We start from the raw sequence: 16,514 nt of genomic DNA on the forward strand, positions 1-16,514 counted from the left end.
GCCTAGCCCCGCATCGCCATCGGCAGGTCCAGCCCGCAATCACGCAACACGGCCTGACGGCGCGCGGCGCGGTAATCTTCGGCGACCATTTCGGCACACATCTGCCGCGCGCTGATCTGCGGCGTCCAGCCCAGCTGTTTGCGCGCCTTGGACGGATCGCCCAGCAGGCTTTCCACCTCGGCGGGGCGGTAATAGCGCGGGTCGATCCGCATGATCGTATCACCGACGCGGACCTTTGGCGCCAGATCGCTGCGCACGGCGGTCACTACGGCGGTTTCGGCGCGCCCCGTGCCGGTGAAATCCAGATCAAGCCCCAGTTCTGCCGCAGACCAGCGGATGAAATCGCGCACCGAATGTTGCACGCCGCTGGCGATGACGTAATCCTCGGGCTGGTCTTGTTGCAGCATCATCCACTGCATGCGGACATAATCCTTGGCATGGCCCCAGTCGCGCAAAGCGTCGATATTGCCCATATAAAGGCAGTTTTCCAGCCCCAGCGCGATATTGGCCAGCCCGCGCGTGATCTTGCGGGTGACAAAGGTTTCGCCGCGCCTTGGGCTTTCGTGGTTGAACAGGATGCCGTTGCAGGCATGCAGGCCATAAGCTTCGCGGTAGTTGACGCAGATCCAATAGGCATAAAGTTTTGCCACACCATACGGGCTGCGCGGATGAAACGGCGTTGTTTCGGTCTGCGGCGATTGCGTGACCTGCCCGTAAAGTTCCGAGGTGGACGCCTGATAGAACCGCGTTTTGCGTTCCAGCCCCAGAAAACGGATCGCCTCGAGCAGACGCAGCGTGCCTAGCGCATCCACATCGGCAGTATATTCGGGGGCTTCGAAACTGACCGCGACATGGGATTGCGCGCCAAGGTTATACACCTCGTCCGGTTGCACCTGTGCGATGATCCGCGTCAGGTTGGATGCATCGGTCAGATCGCCGTAATGCAGCACGAAACGGGGATTGTCGGTCTGCGGGTCCTGATAGATATGATCGACCCGCGCGGTATTGAGGCTGGAGGCGCGGCGCTTGATCCCGTGCACCTCGTATCCTTTGGCCAGCAGGAATTCCGCAAGATAGGACCCGTCTTGCCCGGTAACGCCGGTGATCAGCGCGCGTTTCGCCATCAGCCTGTAATGTTGCAAGGTTCAGTTAACCACCTTGTGGCCAATCAGGCTTAAGGATTGATTAACGTCGCAACGGTGGTGCAGGGGGGATTTAAACATTCGGGTATAAATTGCGGCATCCCCATCCTGAAAGGTGCTGTTCGATGTCCGACCAATCCCCCCGCCTGTCCTTGCCGTTCATCCTGCCTGCGCAGGCGCAAAAGCATGTCACCCATAACGAGGCGATCGAACTGCTGGATCTGATCGTGCAACTGGCGCTGGTGTCGGTATAGCAGGTCACGCCGCCTGCAACCCCGCAAGACGGGCAGGCCTGGGCGGTGCCACCCGGCGCCACGGGCGATTGGGCAGGGCAGGACGGCATGATTGCGACATGGCGGGGCGGGGGGTGGCTGTTTGTTGCGCCACAGGACGGCTGGGTCGCTTGGGTTGGTGAGGCGGCGGCCTTGCATATATGGTCTGGCGGGGTGTGGACCGCGCAGGGTGATTTGCAAAACCTGCCCGGCATCGGGATCAACAGCACGGCTGATCCGGTCAACCGGCTGAGCCTGCGCGCGCCTGCAGCCCTGTTCGACAACGAAGGTGCGGGCCATCAGATCAAGATCAACAAGGCGACCGCTGCCGATACCGGGGCGGTGCTGTTCCAGACCGGCTATGGCGGGCGGGCTGAACTGGGGCTAGCGGGCAATGACGATTTCAGCATCAAGGTATCGCCCGACGGGACAACATGGCGAGCTGCGATCACCATTGCGGCTGCCACGGGGCGCGTGCAGCTGGCAGATGTTCTTCAGATTGCGCCAAGCGGTGTGCCTGCAACCTCTGGTGCGGGTGATATCTATTTTGATTCTGCAACTGCAAAGCTGCGTTGCTATGACGGGACCACCTGGCACGATCTGTTTTGAACAGATCGCATGGCGGGACGCGACAAAGGCAGGATCGGCGACGGTCCGGTCTTTGGGTTTTTGCAGTGAATTTATCAGAAAAATGACAGAAACGTGGGCAAACCGCGCCCCGTCTGCGTCATGCGGTCCATATCGGGGCTTCACAACCCGATTCTGGTCGCATGGCGCTTGCGACACCGTAGGACGTCTGCTACATCGCGCAAGATTTTGACGCTTTCGTGTGAACGAAGGCTTAATAAGCCGCCCCTTTGCTGCCCTTTTTCGGGTCGTCGTAAAGCTGGGCCAAGACATCGGAAGGGTGGACGTGTCCGAAACTGCTGGTATCTCCACGGGCATCGCCGCGCGCTATGCGACGGCTGTGTTTGACCTTGCCAAGGAAGGCAAGGACATCAAGGCATTGGAAACGGATGTCGCGGCATTGCAGGCCGCCATCGCTGACAGTGCAGATTTCACGACATTGCTGACATCGCCGCTGTATAACCGCGATGAACAGGGCGCAGCCGTGACAGCCATCGCGAAAAAGATGGGCCTGTCGACGACTGTCAGTAATGTGTTGTCGCTTTTGGTGGCCAAGCGGCGGTTGTTCGTGCTGCCGCATATGCTGGCTGTCCTTCAGGACCGTCTGGCCGACGAGCGCGGCGAAATGACTGCCGAAGTCACGACTGCAAAGTCCCTGACAAAAGCGCAGAGCGACAAGCTTGCCAAAACGCTTTCGGGCCAAGTCGGCAAAACCGTCACCATCAAGCAAACCGTCGATGAAAGTATCATTGGCGGTCTTATCGTAAAAATGGGCTCTCGGATGATCGACACGTCGATCGCCGCCAAGCTCAATGCACTCCAGAACACCATGAAAGAGGTCGGATAATGGCGATCCAAGCGTCGGAAATCTCTGCGATCCTGAAGGACCAGATCAAGAACTTCGGTCAAGATGCCGAAGTGGCCGAAGTTGGCCGTGTGCTGAGCGTGGGCGACGGCATTGCCCGCGTCTACGGGCTGGACAATGTGCAGGCCGGTGAAATGGTCGAATTCCCTGGCGGTATCCGCGGGATGGCTTTGAACCTTGAAACCGATAACGTCGGTGTCGTGATCTTCGGGTCCGACCGCGAGATCAAGGAAGGCGATGTCGTCAAGCGGACCAAATCCATCGTGGACGTTCCGATTGGTGATGAACTTTTGGGTCGCGTCGTGGACGGTCTGGGCAATCCGCTGGATGGCAAGGGCCCGATCAAGACGACCAAGCGCGCCGTTGCAGACAGCAAGGCCCCCGGCATCATCCCGCGCAAATCGGTGCATGAGCCGATGGCGACAGGTCTGAAATCGGTTGACGCGATGATCCCGATTGGCCGTGGCCAGCGCGAATTGATCATTGGTGACCGCCAGACAGGCAAAACCGCCGTGGCGCTGGATACGATCCTGAACCAGAAATCGTATAACGACGCTGCCACCAACGAATATGACAAGCTGTATTGCGTTTATGTCGCCATCGGCCAGAAACGGTCCACCGTGGCGCAGCTGGTGAAAAAGCTCGAAGAATCGGGCGCCATCGAATACACGATCGTCGTCGCGGCCACGGCATCCGACCCCGCGCCAATGCAGTTTCTGGCACCCTATGCCGCGACCGCAATGGCCGAACATTTCCGCGACAATGGCCGCCATGCGCTGATCATCTATGATGATTTGTCCAAGCAGGCCGTGTCCTATCGCCAGATGTCGCTGCTGCTGCGTCGCCCACCAGGACGTGAAGCCTACCCAGGTGACGTGTTCTATCTGCACTCACGTCTGCTGGAACGGTCCGCGAAGCTGAACGAAGACAACGGAGCAGGGTCTTTGACCGCGCTGCCGATCATCGAAACCCAAGGCGGCGACGTTTCGGCGTTTATTCCAACCAACGTGATTTCGATCACCGATGGTCAGATCTTCCTTGAAACCGAATTGTTCTATCAAGGTATCCGCCCTGCTGTGAACACCGGTCTGTCGGTGTCGCGCGTTGGGTCCAGCGCGCAGACCAATGCGATGAAATCTGTCGCAGGTCCGGTGAAACTGGAATTGGCACAATACCGCGAAATGGCGGCCTTTGCGCAGTTCGGCTCCGATCTGGATGCCGCGACCCAACAATTGCTGAACCGTGGCGCGCGCCTGACCGAATTGATGAAGCAGCCGCAATATTCGCCGCTGACCAATGCGGAAATCGTTTGCGTGATCTATGCTGGCACCAAGGGTTATCTGGACAAGATCTCTGTCAAGGATGTTGGCCGGTTCGAGGCTGGTCTGCTGAAATACCTGCGGACCACCGGCAAGGACGTGCTGGACATGATCACCAAAGAAGATCCAAAGATCAAAGGTGACGCAGAAGCCAAGATCAAGGCCGCTCTGGACGCATACGCCGCCGACTTCGCGTAATCCCTGAGATAAGGAGACGAAAACGTGCCTAATCTTAAGGATCTCAAGAACCGGATTGCGTCGGTCAAATCGACCCGCAAGATCACCAAGGCCATGCAGATGGTCGCGGCAGCAAAACTGCGCCGCGCCCAAGATGCGGCCGAGGCGTCGCGCCCTTATACCGAACGGTTCACCGCCGTGATGGCGCAGCTTGCGGCATCGGTGGGCGGGTCGGATAGCGCGCCGAAATTGCTGTCGGGAACCGGCGGCGATCAGGTGCATCTGCTGATCGTGATGACTGCCGAACGCGGTCTTTGCGGTGGTTTCAACAGCAACATCACCAAGCTGGCGAAAGTCCATGCGCAAAAATTGCTGGCCCAAGGCAAGACCGTCAAGATCCTGACGGTCGGCAAGAAAGGCCGCGATGCGCTCAAGCGGGAATTCGGCAGCTATGCTGTCGGTCACATCGACCTGTCCGCGGTCAAGCGTGTAGGTTACGTCAACGCGCAGGACATCGCGCGCGACGTGCTGGCACGTTTCGACGGTGGCGAATACGACATCGCGACGATCTTTTTCGCGCGGTTCGAAAACGTCGTCACACAGCACCCGACGGCGCAGCAGATTATCCCTGCTAAGTTCGAACAGGCGGCTGATGCGGATGTGACCTTGTACGACTACGAACCCGGTGAAGAGGAAATCCTTGCCGATCTGTTGCCGCGCGGCGTGGCCACGGCTATTTTCAGCGCGCTGCTGGAAAATGCCGCGTCCGAACAGGGCGCGCGGATGTCCGCCATGGACAACGCGACCCGCAACGCAGGCGAGATGATCGACAAGCTGACCATCCAGTACAACCGTTCACGTCAGGCCGTCATCACGAACGAGCTGATTGAAATCATTTCGGGCGCGGAAGCGCTCTAGACCCCGGAGAAAACCACTATGGCAAATGCAAAAGGCAAGATCACGCAGGTCATCGGCGCTGTCGTTGACGTGCAGTTCACCGACCACCTGCCCGCGATTCTGAACGCCCTGATCACTGACAACAACGGCAAGGAACTGGTGTTGGAAGTGGCGCAGCACCTTGGTGAAAACACTATCCGTGCCATCGCCATGGACAGCACCGAAGGTCTGGTCCGCGGTCAGGAAGTGATTGACCAAGACAACACGATCACCGTGCCCGTGGGCGACGCCACCCTTGGCCGCATCATGAACGTGGTCGGCGCCCCGATCGACGAAAAAGGCCCGATTGGCGAGACCGAGCGCCGCTCGATCCACGCCGATGCGCCACCATTTGAGGCCCAATCCACAGCCTCCGAAGTGCTGGTCACCGGGATCAAGGTCATCGACCTGCTGGCACCTTACGCCAAGGGCGGCAAGATCGGCCTGTTCGGCGGTGCCGGCGTGGGCAAGACCGTTTTGATCCAGGAACTGATCAACAACATCGCCAAGGTGCACTCGGGCTATTCCGTGTTCGCGGGCGTGGGTGAACGGACCCGTGAAGGCAACGACCTTTACTACGAATTCATCGAATCTGGCGTTATCAACATTGACGACCTGACAAAATCCAAAGTGGCGCTGGTCTATGGCCAGATGAACGAACCACCAGGTGCGCGTATGCGCGTCGCGCTGTCCGGTCTGACCATGGCAGAATCCTTCCGCGACCAGTCTGGCTCTGACGTGTTGTTCTTTGTCGACAACATCTTCCGCTTTACGCAGGCCGGTTCCGAAGTGTCCGCGCTGTTGGGCCGTATCCCGTCTGCCGTGGGCTATCAGCCGACACTGGCCACCGACATGGGCCAGATGCAGGAACGCATCACATCGACCAAATCCGGTTCGATCACATCGGTGCAGGCGATCTATGTGCCTGCAGATGACTTGACCGACCCTGCGCCTGCGACCTCGTTTGCGCACCTTGATGCGACCACCGTTCTGAACCGTGCGATTTCGGAAAAAGGGATTTATCCCGCCGTTGACCCACTGGATTCCACATCGCGCCTGCTGGACCCTGCGATTGTGGGCGAAGAGCATTACAAAGTGGCAGCCGACGTGCAGAACATGTTGCAGCGTTACAAGTCGCTTCAGGACATCATCGCCATCCTCGGGATGGACGAATTGTCCGAAGAGGATAAGCTGACCGTGGCCCGCGCGCGTAAGATCGAACGCTTCCTGTCGCAGCCGTTTGACGTGGCGCAGGTGTTCACCGGTTCGCCCGGTGTGCAGGTGCCGCTGGAAGACACGATTGCATCGTTCAAGGCCGTGGTTGCTGGTGAATACGATCACTTCCCCGAAGGTGCGTTCTACATGGTCGGCGGCATTGAAGACGTGAAAGCCAAAGCCGAAAAAATGGCCGCCGCCGCCGCATAAGGAGCTGCCGATATGGCAAATGTACAATTCGATCTCGTCTCGCCAGAGCGCCGTCTGGCCTCTGTCGCGGCGAGCGAGGTACGCATTCCCGCAACGGAAGGCGACATGACCGCGATGGCCAACCATCTGCCAACGATCACCACCCTGCGCCCCGGCGTCTTGGTGGTGGTGCATGATGGCGGCGCGGACGAATATGTCGTCTCCGGCGGTTTTGCCGAAATCAGCGCGGAATCCGTGTCGGTGCTGGCCGAACAGGCCCTGCCAAAGGGTGAAGTGACGCAAGGCATCTATGACCAGATGGTTGCAGATGCCGAAGCGGCGCTGAAAGCTGCGCGGGCCGATGCAACAGGCGACGATGGCAAGGCGGTCGATGCGGCCAAGGCGCTGTCCGACACTGTGGCCATCGGTGCTGCCATCGGTCTGACCACCCGGGTCTGAACCCCGCAATCCCAAAAACAAAGGCCCCGCATTGCGGGGCCTTTTGCGTTTCGCGCAGGGCTGAAATTTCTAGGCCGCGTCATTGCCACCGAACGGCCACGCCGTTGCCAACAAATTTGGCAGGATATCGGCTGCAAAATCATCCGGCGTGATGCCATCGAAAAGGTATTTTGCCTTTCCGTCGAGCGCGAGACTCGCAATGCCATGGATCGACGACCAGACGATGAAAATCTGTGCCATCCGGTCTGCTGTCGGGTCACGCCGTGCGATGGTCTTTGCAAAATCTGACAATGCCTGCGTGCTGGCCTGCGCGTAACGCGGGTCGTCGCGGTTGACCAGATCAGGCCGGAACATCAGCCGAAACCGCCCCGGATAGGCAAGCGCGAACCGCACATAGGCCAGCGCAAGCCGCTGCAAATCAGCGCCCGCGTTGTCGCTGGTCGTCACCGCGTTCAGTGCTGCGCCAAGGCTGCCATAGCCCAACAATGCCACTTCGGTCAAAAGACCGGTGGCCGACCCGAAATGATGCGCAGGTGCGCCGATGGACACGCCCGCCCTGCGGGCCGCCTCGCGCAAAGAAAAGCCTTCGACCCCCTTTTCACGGATGATCGCGTCAGCCGCTTCGATCAGCGCCTCTTTCAAATTGCCGTGATGATAGCCGCTTTTGGCCGGTGTATCGGGATTTTCCATCTATGCAGTGTTCAAATTGCCTGTTAGTGCCATCTTAGCGTTGTTCAGATAGTGATCAAAAAGGAGTAAACCATGAAAACCTGGCTTATAACAGGTGCAAACCGCGGGCTTGGCCGCGCTTTTGCGCAGGCGGCTTTGCAGCGGGGCGACCGTGTCGCAGCGACGGCGCGCAACATTGATACGCTTGACGATCTAAGGTCCCGCTTTGGCGACCAAATGGTGGCGATCCCGCTGGATGTCACGGATCGCGCGGCGTGCTTTGCTGCCGTGGAACAGGCCTGCGCGGCCTTTGGATCGCTTGACGTGGTCATCAACAATGCGGGCTATGGTCTGTTCGGGATGATCGAAGAACTGACCGAGGCTGAAATGCGCGCCCAGATGGAGGTTAATTTTTTTGGGCTTTTCCATATGACACAGGCTGTCCTGCCGGTGCTGCGCGCCCAAGGCGCTGGCCATATCATCCAGATGTCGACTGTTGGCGGTGTGATCACCTTCCCGAATCTTGGGGGCTATCACGCCTCAAAATGGGCGGTCGAAGGGTTTAGCGACGCCTTGGCCAAAGAGGTCGCGGGCCATGGGATCAAGGTCACTTTGGTCGAACCCGGACCCTATGCCACGGATTGGGCGGGGGCGTCAGCCACGCATGCGACACACATGGCCGAGTATGATCCGGTCCGTGCCGCCCTTGCAGCACAGCAGTTGCCGCCCGAACTGTACGGCGATCCCGCAGCGGTCGGGCCTGCCATTCTGAAACTGGCTGACGCAGATCAGCCGCCACTGCGACTCTTCCTTGGGGTGGTGCCAACGATGATGGTGGCCCCAGTTTATGCAAACAGGCTTGCTGAATGGGATGCCTGGACAGATGTCGCGGTAGCTGCGACGCAGGTGCAAAATGGTTGACCGCCACCTGAATCGCCGCCGTGCGGTAGATTGGGCGCTGACCGGCGTTGTGGCGTTGGTGATGATCGGCGGTGGTGCAGCGCATTTCGCAGCACCGCAGGGGTTTGCCGCCTTGGTGCCGTCGTTTCTGCCAGCCGTGCCGGTCATTCTGGCGGCAGGCGCGGTGCAGATCATGATCGGGATAGCGGCCTTGGTGCCGCGCAGCCGCAGCTGGGGCGGCCTTGCCTTTGCCGCCCTGTGCGCGGCGTATCTGCCGCTGCACCTGTGGGATTTCATCCGCTCCGACCCTGTCTTTGCGCCACCCGTCGCCGCCACGATCCGCTGTGCTGTACAGGGCCTGTTCATCTGGGCAGGTCTGGCCCTGTGGCGCAGGACAGACCGTGCGGCACCAAGACTGGCCGAATAAAAACGACTGCCCCGTCCGGCGGGGCAGTCTGGGGTCATTCCGCGGCGTAAAGCCCTTCGTAGATCGGGCCAAGCGTCTTGTGATCGAATAGCGACGACACAGATGTGCCGTTTGCCGTGTTCAGGATCGCCTGGGCGAACATTGGTGCGGTCGGCACGATGCGGATATTCGCGCAAGCGCGCACGGCGGCGCTGGGGGCGATCGTGTCGGTGATCACCAGCGTTTTCATCACCGATTTGGAAATCCGGTCGACAGCAGGGCCGGACAGCACGCCATGCGTGATATAGGAATGCACTTCGCGCGCGCCGTTGTCCATCAGCACTTCGGCGGCTTTGCACAGGGTGCCGGCGGTATCGACGATGTCATCGACGATGACGCAGACCTTGTCTTTCACTTCGCCGATCACGGTCATTTCGGCGACTTCACCGGGTTTGCCGCGCCGTTTGTCCACGATCGACAAAGGCGCATCCAGCCGCTGCGCCAGATCGCGCGCGCGCGCCACGCCGCCGACATCGGGCGACACGACCATCACATCATCCATCACATCGCGGAAATGGTGTTTGGCATCCAGCGCATAGATCGGCGATGCATAAAGGTTATCGACCGGAATATCGAAAAAACCCTGAATCTGCGTGGCATGCAAATCCAGGGTCAGGATACGTTCGATACCAGCCTCGACCAGCATATTGGCCACCAGCTTTGCGGTGATCGGCGTGCGCGCCTTGGACCGGCGATCCTGGCGGGCATAGCCGAAATAGGGGATCACGGCGGTGATCCGCGCGGCGGACGACCGGCGCAGCGCATCGGCGATGATCAGCAGTTCCATCAGATTGTCATTGGCGGGGTTCGATGTCGGCTGGATGATGAACATATCCTCGCCACGGACGTTTTCGAACACTTCGACGAAAATCTCGCCATCGTTGAACCGTTCGACACGGGCGTCGACCAGACTGACCTCGCGGCCACGGTGCATCGTCATCCGGCGGGCGATGGCGGTGGCCAGCGGCAGGTTCGCATTCCCGCTGATTAATTTGGGTTCCATTATCATCGGCATGGGAAAGGTCCTTTTGCAGCTGGGCAGACTGGTCCGTCATCGATTCGGAGCGTTGACACCGCCTAGCACAGGCGTACCGTCGCGCATAGATTCCGCTAGCCAAGGATAGCCAAATTGCCACATATCGACTGCTACTTTGCCACCATGTCGCCTTATACCTATCTGTGCGGTCTGCGCCCCGCTGAGATTGCCCGCAAATATGGCGCGACGATCACGTATAAACCGCTGGATATTATGGCGTTGTTTGCGCGCACGGGGGGTGTTCCGCCCAAGGATCGGCATCCGAACAGGCAGGCCTACCGTCTGCAAGATCTTGAACGCCGCGCCAAAGTGGCGGGTCTGCCGCTGAATGTGAAACCAGCGTTCTGGCCTACGAACCCTGCGCCGTCGTCTTTTGCGATTATTGCCGCACAAAATACTGGTGCCGATGTCGGCGGTTTGGTGCATGCGATCACCCGCGCCTGTTGGGCCGAGGATCGTGATATCAGCCAGGACGACGTGATCCGCGATTGCCTGCAGGCCGAAGGCTTTGATCCCGCGCTTGCGGACCGTGACATGATGACCAGCGCCGATACCTATGCGCAGAACCTTGAACATGCGGTGTTGGCGGGGGCCTTTGGCGCGCCGTTCTTTATCACCGATACCGACGCCCGTTTCTGGGGCGAAGATCGCCTGACCGATCTGGATCTGCACCTGTCTGGCAAGATCTGATGCACAAGGCCATTGTCGGCCATGGCGCGCCTGTCGCCATGGTCCATTGCATGCTGGCGCGCCATGAAAGCCTGTTGCCGCTGGCGGCTGCTATCGGCGGGCAAGCCACATTGTTCGATTTGCCGGGCCATGGGCGCAGCCCTGACTGGGATGGTGCGCAGGATTATCAGGCGCAGGCCGTGGCTTGGGCTGCCGCCTGTTGCGACGGTCCGACCCATCTGGTCGGTCATTCCTTTGGCGCGACGGTGGCCCTGCGGCTGGCGGTGGACCGGCCCGATCTGGTCAGCCGCCTGACCCTGATCGAACCTGTCTATTTCGCCGCTGCCCGTGGCACGCCCGCCCATGCCGATCACGCCGCAGGGTTTCGCCCGTTTCTGGAGGCGATGGCTGCGGACGATCAATCTTGTGCGGCTGCCCGTTTCAACGCTGTTTGGGGTGCGCAGCCTTGGGACGTGCTGCCGCCACGGACCCAAGGCTATCTGATGGACCGTATCCATCTTGTCACGGCCAGCGGCCGCGCGATCGAGGATGATCCGGCGGGGATCACTGCAGCAGCCTGTCTCGCGCAGGTGACGGTGCCGGTGACGCTGATCCGCGGCGCGGACAGCCCGCCCGTGATTGCCGCGATCCATGCAGCCTTGGCAGACCGCCTACCGGATGCGGTGGATCATGTCGTGGTGGGGGCTGGGCATATGCTGCCGCTGAGCCATACAGCCGATGTCGCCGCCCTTATCCTTGCAGCAGGTCAAGAAACCGGCTGACACCATCCGCCGTCATCGACCAATCGGTCACCAGACGGGCGGTCAGCATTTCATCGGGATCGCCATGGTCGGGATCGCCCGACATGACGTAATAGACAGCGCCCGCCGCCAGCATCCGCTGATGATCGCGGCGGGGCATGTCGAAAAAGATGATATTGGCGGCCGGGTCGAACAGCATCCGCGCGGTGTTGTGCTGGCGCAGCCCTTCGGCCAGTTGCACGCAACGCGCATTGGCCGCGCGCGCCATGTCCAGCCACAATCCATCCGCCAGATAGGCCTGCATCTGTGCCGACAGATAGCGGTGCTTGGATAACAAATGCCCGCCACGCTTGCGGCGCAGCTCGAATTCCCAGGCAAGCTTGGGGTCAAAGATGACACAAGCCTCGACCCCCAACGCGCCGTTCTTGGTGCCGCCAAAACTGACCGCGTCAATGCCCGCTTTCCACGTCATTTCCGCAGGGGTACAGCCCAAGGCGACCAGCGCATTGGCAAAACGCGCGCCGTCCAGATGGGTGAGCAGGCCGTATTCACGCGCGACATCGGTCAGCGCCTTGATTTCATCCAAGGTATAAACGGTGCCTTTTTCCGTCACCTGTGTCACCGACACAGGCCCCCGCTGGGGTCCGTGGACGCCGCGCGTTTCCTCGGCCTTGATCTTGGTGCGCAGGGCGTCCGCCGTCATCTTGCCCGCCGTGGTAGGCACCAGCGACAGCTTGGCCTGCGTGTAGAATTCAGGTGCGTTGCATTCGTCTTCGTGGATATGCGCGACATCGGTGCAGAAAATCGTCTGCCACGGCTGGCACATGGTCGCCAGCAACAGCGCATTGGCGGATGTGCCGTTGATCACCAGATAGACCGCTGCGTCGGGGGCTTCGAACAGATCGCGGATCTGTTGGCGGACCTCGGCCATGATCGGGTCGGCGCCATAGCCCATGGCATAGCCGGTGTTGGCCTTGACCAAGGCATCCATCACCTTGGGATGCGCGGGGCCTGCGTTGTCAGAGGCGAAAAACATCTACAGCGGCTCCTCGATAATATGGTCTTCCCAGTCGTCTTCATCGACCTCGAATTCGGGGATGGTCATGCCCTGCACCGATACGCCGGCACGGTGGACAGACCCCGGATCGCCCGACACCAGCGGATGCCAGTCGTACAGATCGCGCCCTTCGGCGACGAGGCGGTAAGCGCAGGTCTGCGGCAGCCAATACATGTTGTCGGCCAAGGTCTTGGGCGTCAGCACGATACATTCCGGCACGAATTGATGCCGGATCGCGTAATTGGCGCAAAGGCAGCTTTCGTTATCAAGCAGGCGGCAGGCGATGCGGGTCATTGCGACCTCGCCGGTGTCTTCGTCTTCGAGCTTGTTCAGGCAGCATTTGCCGCAGCCGTCGCAAAGCGCCTCCCATTCCGCGCGGTTCAGCTTGTCCATCGGCTTTTTCGCCCAGAACCGCGGGGCAAGGCCCGTACGGGCGATATCAGCGCACATCGGTCAGGATGTCCCGTGCCTGCGCGCAATCGGCGCCCATCTGGGTGATCAGCGCGTCAAGACTGTCGAATTTCAGTTCCGGCCGCAGGAAATCGACCAAGGCGACCGACAGATGCGTGCCGTAAAGATCGCCCTTGAAATCAAAGATGAAGGTTTCGCAATTCGGTACGTTTTCCCCGAACATCGGGCGCACGCCGATGGATGCGGCACCGGAATACGTGCCTTTGAACGCCCCTTCCAGCACATCGATCTTGACGGCATAGACCCCGAATTTCGGCGGATGCAGCCCAGAGATCGACATATTGGCAGTGGGATAGCCCAATTCGCGCCCGCGCTGGTCGCCACGAATGACTGCCCCTTCGATCCGGTGCCAATGGCCCAGCATGGCGGCGGCATCGCGCGGGCGCCCGTCCGTCAGCGCGGCCCTGATGGCGGTGGATGAAATATTCGCCCCCGCGATGGCGATGATCGGGGCGATGGTCACGCCAAACCCCATTTCCGCGCCAAAGGCCTGCAGGTCTGCGACAGTGCCTTTGCGGTCCTTGCCGAAACAGAAATCGGCACCGACAACGACATGGACCAGCCCCAGCTGGTCACGGATGATCTTTTGCGCGAAATCGCGGGGCGTCAGGTTGGCAAGGGCAGTGTTGAACGGCACTTCATACAGCTTTTCGATGCCCAGTTTGGCCAGACGGTTGGCGCGTGCTTCGGCATTCATCAGGCGGAACGGGCCGGTGTCGCGGGCGAAATAGCTGCGCGGATGCGGCTCGAATGTCATGATCCCCAAAGGCGCCTTGGCCGCATCAGCCGCAGCGCGGGCGATATCGATCACCGCACGGTGCCCGATATGCACACCGTCAAAATTGCCAATGGCCGCGGCGGCACCACGGTCGGCAGGATCAATAAAAACGCTGTCACGGATGATACGCATAAGGCTGCGTATCCCGACCGGCACAGGCGTGCAAGATCAGTCGAACTTGCGCGACGGTGCCAGCACGGTGGCATCCCCCGTCAGCACCTTTTTGTTGTTGACGATGCAGCGCGTGTTCATCGTCACGCGGCGGCGGGAATGGTCGATATCTGTCACCTCGACCTCGGCCGTGACCAGATCACCGGGGCGCACGGGGGCAAGGAATTTCAGGCTTTGCCCCAGATAGACCGTGCCATGGCCGGGCAATTGTTCACCAATCACGGCCGACACCAGCCCCGCCGTCAGCATCCCATGCGCGATGCGCCCGCCAAAGATCGTGTCTTGGGCGTAATCTTCGTCCAGATGCACAGGGTTCCGGTCGGTCGATACCTCGGCAAATAATGCGATATCACGGTCGGTGATGACCTTGGACAACGACCGGATCATGCCGATTTCGATGTCTTCGATGCAGATCGTGCCGCGCGGTGCGTTGTCCAACATGCCCAGTCCTTCGGTAACAAAAGTCCACATAACGGATGTATATTGAAACTTTATTACTTTGCAAATGCAGAAAGATCAAGGGGCCTAGCGCAGGAAACCGATGGAATAGGTCGCGGATGTTTGGGCTGTTGCCAGAAAACGCTCCAAAGCTTCTGGTTCGGGCTGCGTTGTTGTGCGGGTTTCATGCGCCGCCAGACCGCCGGTGATGAACAGCGAATCGATTTCTTCCTGCATCGCGCCCAGAATGTCGGTATGCACACCGTCGCCGATGGCGATGATCCGCGGGTCTGCGGGCAGGTCGGCCAGTTTGGCCATTCGGCGCCGTGCCAGATCATAGATCGGCGGATGTGGCTTGCCGAAATACAGGCTCTCGCCACCCATTTCGGTATAAAGCGCGGCCAGCGCGCCGGCGCACCATTCGCGCACCTCGCCCCTGTCCACGACGATATCGGGATTGGCGCAGAGCAGTTTCAGGCCCTTTGTCTTGGCATAAAGAAAATCGGCGCGGTTCACAGCGATATCGGCCAAGGGATCGAACGGGCCGCAGCAGACGATGCCTTCGGCCTGATCAAGCGGGACGGTTTCAATCGTCACCGGATTGTCGATAATCCGCAGCGGCATGAAAAATTCGTCATCCCGCGGGCTTTCGCCCATGAAATAAACCTTTTGCCCGACGATCCCGCGGAACATCGCCGCGCGCGCGCTGTCACCGGATGTGGCGATGGCGTCCCAGCAATCTTCGGACACGCCCATCGCGGAAATCTGCCGCGCCACCGATTCCCAAGGGCGCGGCGAATTGGTGACCAGCACGACCTTGCCGCCGCCCGCGCGAAAGGCGCGCATCGCAGCCACCGCATCGGGAAACGCGCTGATCCCGTTGTGCATGCATCCCCAGAGATCGACAAAGGCCACGTCGTATTGGTCCGCGATCGCGGCGAAATTGTCGATAATCCGGGTCATGGCGGGCCTTTACAGGGTCAGGGCAGGAATGATCTGCAGTTTACGGCTCATGATGCCGGGCAGAACGACAGTGTCGCCGTCCACGGTTGCGCCGAATGATTTTTCTGCCAGCGTCTTGGTCAGGTCATTGGGGACCAGCATGGTGGCTTCTTCGTTCAGGATATCGACGATGAACAACAGCACCTGATCGACACCATCGGCAGTGGCCACGCCGGGCATGGCGGCCATCAGGCTGTCCTTGCGGTCCAGCAGCACGCGCGGCGATGTGGTTTCCAGCACCGAGACACGGAACTTGGTGCCGGCGACCGCGTATTCCTTGCTATCCATGCGCAGCAATTCTGCGTCGGAAAAGGCAGACACATCCGATTTGGCGGCGAACATCTCATCAGCATAGCCGTTCAGGTCGATCCCCAGATCAGTGGCCAGTTGTACCGCCAGATCCTTGTCCACCGGTGTTGTCGTGGGCGACCGGAAGGCCAGCGTGTCCGACAGGATGCAGGACAGCATCAGCCCCTTGACGCCTTCGGGCATATGGCCTGCGTGATCGCCCATCATCTGGTGCATGATCGTCGCGGTGCAGGCCAGCGGGCGGATCGTGATATTGATCGGCGCTTTGGTTTCCAAGCCCCCGACCAGTTTATGATGGTCGATGATTGCCACAACATCGGCGGCATTGATGTTGGCGGGCAATTCGGCGGGGTTGTTGGTGTCCACGATCACGCATTTCTGGCCTGCTTGCACATCGGCGATGATCTCGGGCAGATCGAAACCCCAGCGCTTGGCGACAAAGGCAGCCTCGGTATTGGGGGTGCCGAGAAGGACAGCCTTGGCGCTGATGCCGGTATGGTTCAGGAACCAGTCCCAGATCAGCGGTGATCCGGTGCTGTCGGTGTCAGGGGATTTGTGACCAAAAACGAGCGTTGTCATGAACAGA

The 16,514-nt window shown here is 60.0% G+C and carries 19 protein-coding genes and 1 pseudogene; 11 read left to right on the forward strand and 9 right to left on the reverse strand.

From position 1 onward, the window contains the following. Positions 1–2: 2 nt before the first annotated feature. Entirely contained in the window at positions 3–1,124 is a 1,122-nt protein-coding gene (gene gmd, locus SKA53_RS12415) for a GDP-mannose 4,6-dehydratase (RefSeq protein WP_007206503.1), read from the reverse strand. Positions 1,125–1,267: 143 nt separating this feature from the next. Between gmd and SKA53_RS15755 the strand changes: the two genes are divergently transcribed. From SKA53_RS15755 to SKA53_RS12445, 7 genes and pseudogenes are all read left to right on the forward strand, one after another. Then, entirely contained in the window at positions 1,268–1,396 is a 129-nt protein-coding gene (locus SKA53_RS15755) for a hypothetical protein (protein ID WP_007206504.1), read from the forward strand. Between the two features lie 18 nt (positions 1,397–1,414). Further along, positions 1,415–2,023: pseudogene (locus tag SKA53_RS12420) on the forward strand (DUF2793 domain-containing protein); the annotation flags it as partial. 304 nt (positions 2,024–2,327) lie between these two features. Then, positions 2,328–2,888 carry a F0F1 ATP synthase subunit delta gene (locus tag SKA53_RS12425; RefSeq protein WP_207327944.1) on the forward strand — a complete coding sequence of 187 codons (561 nt, stop codon included), beginning with the start codon at positions 2,328–2,330 and terminating at the stop codon, positions 2,886–2,888. After that, the gene (gene atpA, locus SKA53_RS12430) at positions 2,888–4,423 is read left to right on the forward strand and encodes a F0F1 ATP synthase subunit alpha (RefSeq protein WP_007206507.1); all 1,536 of its coding nucleotides are present in this window, start codon (positions 2,888–2,890) and stop codon (positions 4,421–4,423) included. The genes SKA53_RS12425 and atpA overlap by 1 nt, the downstream gene beginning before the upstream one ends. 24 nt (positions 4,424–4,447) lie before the next feature. After that, entirely contained in the window at positions 4,448–5,320 is an 873-nt protein-coding gene (locus SKA53_RS12435) for a F0F1 ATP synthase subunit gamma (protein ID WP_007206508.1), read from the forward strand. 18 nt (positions 5,321–5,338) lie between these two features. Beyond that, on the forward strand, positions 5,339–6,763 hold the full coding sequence (atpD, locus tag SKA53_RS12440) for a F0F1 ATP synthase subunit beta (RefSeq protein ID WP_007206509.1): 1,425 nt from the start codon (positions 5,339–5,341) through the stop codon (positions 6,761–6,763). 12 nt (positions 6,764–6,775) lie between these two features. Continuing rightward, on the forward strand, positions 6,776–7,201 hold the full coding sequence (locus SKA53_RS12445; RefSeq protein WP_007206510.1) for a F0F1 ATP synthase subunit epsilon: 426 nt from the start codon (positions 6,776–6,778) through the stop codon (positions 7,199–7,201). Between the two features lie 69 nt (positions 7,202–7,270). Here SKA53_RS12445 and SKA53_RS12450 read toward each other — a convergent pair whose 3' ends face one another. Beyond that, positions 7,271–7,891 (reverse strand): TetR/AcrR family transcriptional regulator, encoded by a 621-nt coding sequence (locus SKA53_RS12450; protein WP_007206511.1) that lies wholly within the window; start codon positions 7,889–7,891, stop codon positions 7,271–7,273. 72 nt (positions 7,892–7,963) lie between these two features. Here SKA53_RS12450 and SKA53_RS12455 point away from each other — a divergent pair, with 72 nt between their 5' ends. Continuing rightward, positions 7,964–8,791 (forward strand): SDR family NAD(P)-dependent oxidoreductase, encoded by an 828-nt coding sequence (locus SKA53_RS12455; RefSeq protein ID WP_007206512.1) that lies wholly within the window; start codon positions 7,964–7,966, stop codon positions 8,789–8,791. Continuing rightward, entirely contained in the window at positions 8,784–9,197 is a 414-nt protein-coding gene (locus SKA53_RS12460) for a hypothetical protein (protein WP_007206513.1), read from the forward strand. Before SKA53_RS12455 ends, SKA53_RS12460 begins: the two co-directional genes overlap by 8 nt. 34 nt (positions 9,198–9,231) lie before the next feature. Here SKA53_RS12460 and SKA53_RS12465 read toward each other — a convergent pair whose 3' ends face one another. Then, the gene (locus tag SKA53_RS12465; RefSeq protein ID WP_040482973.1) at positions 9,232–10,251 is read right to left on the reverse strand and encodes a ribose-phosphate pyrophosphokinase; all 1,020 of its coding nucleotides are present in this window, start codon (positions 10,249–10,251) and stop codon (positions 9,232–9,234) included. Between the two features lie 114 nt (positions 10,252–10,365). On the opposite strand from SKA53_RS12465, the gene SKA53_RS12470 reads away from it, so the two are divergent. Beyond that, a complete protein-coding gene (locus SKA53_RS12470; RefSeq protein WP_040482974.1) occupies positions 10,366–10,962 on the forward strand; it encodes a 2-hydroxychromene-2-carboxylate isomerase in 597 nt (198 codons plus the stop codon). Then, positions 10,962–11,723, forward strand: coding sequence for an alpha/beta fold hydrolase (locus tag SKA53_RS12475; RefSeq protein ID WP_007206516.1), 762 nt, complete (start codon positions 10,962–10,964; stop codon positions 11,721–11,723). The genes SKA53_RS12470 and SKA53_RS12475 overlap by 1 nt, the downstream gene beginning before the upstream one ends. Here SKA53_RS12475 and SKA53_RS12480 read toward each other — a convergent pair. From SKA53_RS12480 to SKA53_RS12505, 6 genes are all read right to left on the reverse strand, one after another. Further along, positions 11,692–12,738: a threonine aldolase family protein gene (locus SKA53_RS12480; RefSeq protein ID WP_007206517.1), complete on the reverse strand. Its 1,047-nt coding sequence runs from the start codon at positions 12,736–12,738 to the stop codon at positions 11,692–11,694. The genes SKA53_RS12475 and SKA53_RS12480 overlap by 32 nt on opposite strands. Beyond that, positions 12,739–13,209, reverse strand: a complete 471-nt coding sequence (locus SKA53_RS12485; RefSeq protein ID WP_007206518.1) for a YcgN family cysteine cluster protein — start codon at positions 13,207–13,209, stop codon at positions 12,739–12,741. Next, entirely contained in the window at positions 13,199–14,140 is a 942-nt protein-coding gene (locus tag SKA53_RS12490) for a bifunctional riboflavin kinase/FAD synthetase (RefSeq protein ID WP_007206519.1), read from the reverse strand. The genes SKA53_RS12485 and SKA53_RS12490 overlap by 11 nt, the downstream gene beginning before the upstream one ends. Positions 14,141–14,176: 36 nt before the next feature. After that, positions 14,177–14,620: a MaoC family dehydratase gene (locus tag SKA53_RS12495; protein ID WP_040483304.1), complete on the reverse strand. Its 444-nt coding sequence runs from the start codon at positions 14,618–14,620 to the stop codon at positions 14,177–14,179. Between the two features lie 84 nt (positions 14,621–14,704). After that, positions 14,705–15,580: a TIGR01459 family HAD-type hydrolase gene (locus tag SKA53_RS12500; protein ID WP_007206521.1), complete on the reverse strand. Its 876-nt coding sequence runs from the start codon at positions 15,578–15,580 to the stop codon at positions 14,705–14,707. 9 nt (positions 15,581–15,589) lie between these two features. Then, complete coding sequence (locus SKA53_RS12505) at positions 15,590–16,507, reverse strand: manganese-dependent inorganic pyrophosphatase (protein ID WP_040483305.1); 918 nt, start codon at positions 16,505–16,507, stop codon at positions 15,590–15,592. Positions 16,508–16,514: the final 7 nt, after the last annotated feature.

Source organism: Yoonia vestfoldensis SKA53 (genome assembly GCF_000152785.1).
GTDB lineage: Bacteria > Pseudomonadota > Alphaproteobacteria > Rhodobacterales > Rhodobacteraceae > Yoonia > Yoonia vestfoldensis_A.

Coding starts and splice junctions, on each gene's coding strand:
- SKA53_RS12480 (WP_007206517.1), bottom strand. CDS start 12,738: ATGTTTTTCGCCTCTGACAACGCAGGCCCCGCGCATCCCAAGGTGATG.
- SKA53_RS12445 (WP_007206510.1), top strand. CDS start 6,776: ATGGCAAATGTACAATTCGATCTCGTCTCGCCAGAGCGCCGTCTGGCC.
- SKA53_RS12500 (WP_007206521.1), bottom strand. CDS start 15,580: ATGACCCGGATTATCGACAATTTCGCCGCGATCGCGGACCAATACGAC.
- SKA53_RS12495 (WP_040483304.1), bottom strand. CDS start 14,620: ATGTTGGACAACGCACCGCGCGGCACGATCTGCATCGAAGACATCGAA.
- SKA53_RS12455 (WP_007206512.1), top strand. CDS start 7,964: ATGAAAACCTGGCTTATAACAGGTGCAAACCGCGGGCTTGGCCGCGCT.
- SKA53_RS12505 (WP_040483305.1), bottom strand. CDS start 16,507: ATGACAACGCTCGTTTTTGGTCACAAATCCCCTGACACCGACAGCACC.
- SKA53_RS15755 (WP_007206504.1), top strand. CDS start 1,268: ATGTCCGACCAATCCCCCCGCCTGTCCTTGCCGTTCATCCTGCCTGCG.
- SKA53_RS12490 (WP_007206519.1), bottom strand. CDS start 14,140: ATGCGTATCATCCGTGACAGCGTTTTTATTGATCCTGCCGACCGTGGT.
- SKA53_RS12450 (WP_007206511.1), bottom strand. CDS start 7,891: ATGGAAAATCCCGATACACCGGCCAAAAGCGGCTATCATCACGGCAAT.
- gmd (WP_007206503.1), bottom strand. CDS start 1,124: ATGGCGAAACGCGCGCTGATCACCGGCGTTACCGGGCAAGACGGGTCC.
- SKA53_RS12485 (WP_007206518.1), bottom strand. CDS start 13,209: ATGTGCGCTGATATCGCCCGTACGGGCCTTGCCCCGCGGTTCTGGGCG.
- atpA (WP_007206507.1), top strand. CDS start 2,888: ATGGCGATCCAAGCGTCGGAAATCTCTGCGATCCTGAAGGACCAGATC.
- SKA53_RS12475 (WP_007206516.1), top strand. CDS start 10,962: ATGCACAAGGCCATTGTCGGCCATGGCGCGCCTGTCGCCATGGTCCAT.
- SKA53_RS12465 (WP_040482973.1), bottom strand. CDS start 10,251: ATGCCGATGATAATGGAACCCAAATTAATCAGCGGGAATGCGAACCTG.
- atpD (WP_007206509.1), top strand. CDS start 5,339: ATGGCAAATGCAAAAGGCAAGATCACGCAGGTCATCGGCGCTGTCGTT.
- SKA53_RS12460 (WP_007206513.1), top strand. CDS start 8,784: ATGGTTGACCGCCACCTGAATCGCCGCCGTGCGGTAGATTGGGCGCTG.